Genomic DNA, 3,127 nt, shown 5'->3' on the forward strand with positions numbered 1-3,127 from the left:
CCCCGTTATCCGTATAATAATTCTTTCGAATAGAAGCTGGTTTAAAACCTAGCTTTTCATAAAGGGATTGTGCTGGCGTATTTGATACCCGCACTTCTAGTGAAAGATGATCTGTCTTTTTTTCTTTGCAAAATTCCATGACATATCGAAGCAGCGCTTCCCCGTATCCTTTTCCCCGGTGCTCAGGGAGAATCGCAATATTCGTAATTTGTGCATCATCCATGACAATCCAAACGCCGCAATACCCAACAGGCTGACCATCTTCTTCAATGAGGAAATAATGGCTGTATTGGTTATGGAGAATTTCATAGACAAACGACTCTTTTTTCCAAGGCGCTGTAAATGAATGCACTTCAATCGTATATACCTCTGGGATGTCCTCTACTGTCATTCTTCGCATCTCTACTGTGTTGAGATTATTTTTGTCCTTCAAGCCATTTCACTTCCGCTTCTGCCAAACGAATATAATTAGGAACAAGCTGATGGACATCTTCAGCAGGGCGGTCTGCCCCCAAAAATGCGAGCACTGAAGGTCTTGGGTTGTGAAATGCCTCGTCTGCTAAAACGGCGGTTTCTCCAAGTATGGAGAGTATATTCTCTTGATGAAGATGCACATCATGTCCAAGAAATAAAACAGGGTTCCCTTCCTTTTTCAGCTCTTGAAGCCAATCAGTGAGCAGGATATTTTGATCTGGTTTCACTTCTTTTATCTTTCCACCTTCAAATGTATATAACCCTGTATAAACTTGTCCTCTTCTTGCATCAAATATAGGAGAAATCATTCCATTAAAATATCGAGCATTTGCCGCCAGCGTTTCTAAACTTGAAACAGCAGCTATTGGGATAGACAGCGTCCAAGCAAGTGTTTTTGCAATGGTCACACCGATTCTAACGCCAGTGTAAGAACCGGGTCCTTTAGCTACAACAATTTTGCTTAATTCGTTCGGTGCTACGCCGCATTCTTTCATCAGTGCTTCAACTGTTGGCATTGCACGTACTGAATGATTCTTCTTTAAGTACGTAATACTTTCCCCCACCACAGTGTCATCACGGACAAGAGCTATTCCGAGTGTATGGTTTGACGTATCAATTGCCAGTATGGTCAATGTCTTTCATCTCCTTACAAAGGGCCTCATAGCGCTCCCCTTTTGCATAAAACGTGAGATGACGTTCTTCTTCACGTTCTGTTCTCAGCATTTCAATTTTTAAATACGATGAAGGCAATTGAGGTTCAATGAGATGTGCCCATTCAACCAAACATACACCTTCCCCCTCAAAATATTCGCCCAGTCCAATATCTTCTTCCGCATCTTCCATACGATACACATCCATATGATAAAGTGGCAGTCTGCCATCCGTATATTCTTTAATAATTGTAAAAGTAGGGCTGTTGACGATACGGGTAATACCTAAGCCTTCTGCAAAACCTTTTGAAAAAGTCGTTTTACCTGCGCCTAAGTCTCCTTCTAATGTTAAGACATCGCCGGGCATCACAAGTGTAGCCAAGGCAGCAGCAATTCGTTTCGTCTCATCCGCACCTTTTGTTGTCCACGTTAACTTCATGGTGGAGTCACCTCATTTCTTAAAATGATTATATCCTTTTTTCATTAAAATTGTTTGTTGATCATGGTCTTTTAAAATAACGCTGGACGCTCGATCGTCTTTGACTTGTCCAATACGCATGATCTGAATGTGTTCTTTTTTACATTTCATCTCAAATCGCTTCCAATCCGTTTCAGGGATCGTACCAGTTAAGACAAAATCCTCTCCACCGAACAAGACCCATTCAAGCCACTCTTTATGTAACAACGGTAGATGTGGATGTTTTGGGAGCTGATCAGCTTCAATTTCAATCGTCACACGACTGGCTTCCGCTATTTCGTTTAACTCACTCGCTAATCCGTCACTCACATCATTCAAGGTCACCCGGGGGAAGCTTGAACAAATAAGGCCAGCAGCAATATGCGGCTGCGGCATTTTGTGTCGCTCTAGAAAAAAAGCAGTGTCAATCGAATGTGCAGCATTTACTTCATTCATTAAAAGGGATAGCCCAGCAGCTGATGAACCTAGTTCACCTGTGACAAAGACAACGTCTCCTGTCTGAGCACTATGACGGTAACAGGCTGATCCCTTTGGAATCTCACCAATGACCGTTACTGTGATGACAAAGTCACTGCGGGTGGCTACTGTATCTCCACCGATTAAATCCATATGATATCTGTCAGCCAATGCTTTCATTCCCTCGTAAAAAGCTGCGACAATTGCTTCATCCCCATGAGGCGGGATCGCGATTGATACAAGATAATACTTAGGGGTTCCTCCCATGGCTGCGATATCACTGATATTCACTGCCAGCGCTTTAAATCCAACCTCAAAGGGTGTGGAAAAATCAAATCGAAAATGGACATGCTCTACCATTGTATCAACACAAACGACCTCTTCACAATGTGAATGAGGTTGATAAACACTAGCATCATCACCGATGCCCATGACCAAAGAACGCTGATGCGTTTCTTTTGGTGTAATTCGGCGAATAAGATCAAATTCATCCATAAAAGACAGCCCCTTCATACAATCAACTGATTGAGCAAACATGATGTCAGACTCAGTTAGTATTAGTGTAGCGAATATGAGCCTCGGTTCCAACTAAAAATGATATAAAGAAAGCCTGGTATAAAAAAACCAGGCGTTGTTTGTTGAAGTCATGATCTTTTCTTATCACATTTAGTGTAGCCAAACACAAGGAGTTTCATTGCATCTAGGATACTTATTGAAAGAAAAAGACATAAAAAAAAAACGAAACTATACGTTTTCGTTTACAAGTTATAAAAATGGCGGTCCGGACGGGACTCGAACCCGCGACCTCCTGCGTGACAGGCAGGCATTCTAACCAACTGAACTACCGGACCATTTTGGCTGTACTCAATGAGTACTCCCTATTTAATAGGTAAAATAATTTGGTTGCGGGGGCAGGATTTGAACCTGCGACCTTCGGGTTATGAGCCCGACGAGCTACCGAACTGCTCCACCCCGCGACGATATAAAATAACAAGCTTGGCGGCGTCCTACTCTCACAGGGGGAAACCCCCAACTACCATCGGCGCTGAAGAGCTTAACTTCCGTGTTC

The 3,127-nt window shown here is 42.8% G+C and carries 4 protein-coding genes, 2 tRNA genes and 1 rRNA gene; all 7 read right to left on the minus strand.

The features are described from left to right. The coding region (gene rimI, locus ACRRMM_RS15280; protein ID WP_432450835.1) for a ribosomal protein S18-alanine N-acetyltransferase at window positions 1-391 on the minus strand (391 nt) is incomplete at its 3' end. A 25-nt stretch (window positions 392-416) separates the two neighbouring features. Continuing rightward, complete coding sequence (gene tsaB / locus ACRRMM_RS15285) at window positions 417-1,106, minus strand: tRNA (adenosine(37)-N6)-threonylcarbamoyltransferase complex dimerization subunit type 1 TsaB (protein ID WP_035703483.1); 690 nt, start codon at window positions 1,104-1,106, stop codon at window positions 417-419. Then, a complete protein-coding gene (tsaE, locus tag ACRRMM_RS15290; RefSeq protein ID WP_007496038.1) occupies window positions 1,087-1,563 on the minus strand; it encodes a tRNA (adenosine(37)-N6)-threonylcarbamoyltransferase complex ATPase subunit type 1 TsaE in 477 nt (158 codons plus the stop codon). Before tsaE ends, tsaB begins: the two co-directional genes overlap by 20 nt. A 12-nt stretch (window positions 1,564-1,575) precedes the next feature. Beyond that, window positions 1,576-2,553, minus strand: coding sequence for a thiamine-phosphate kinase (thiL, locus tag ACRRMM_RS15295; RefSeq protein ID WP_428828799.1), 978 nt, complete (start codon window positions 2,551-2,553; stop codon window positions 1,576-1,578). A gap of 279 nt (window positions 2,554-2,832) precedes the next feature. Then, a tRNA-Asp gene (locus tag ACRRMM_RS15300) sits at window positions 2,833-2,909 on the minus strand. A gap of 49 nt (window positions 2,910-2,958) precedes the next feature. Continuing rightward, window positions 2,959-3,035 (minus strand) — tRNA-Met (locus ACRRMM_RS15305). A 17-nt stretch (window positions 3,036-3,052) separates the two neighbouring features. Next, window positions 3,053-3,127, minus strand: a 5S ribosomal RNA gene (rrf, locus tag ACRRMM_RS15310); the annotation flags it as partial.

It is taken from the genome of Bacillus sp. XT-4 (assembly GCF_050864245.1).
GTDB classification, from domain to species: Bacteria; Bacillota; Bacilli; order Bacillales; family Bacillaceae; genus Bacillus; species Bacillus altitudinis.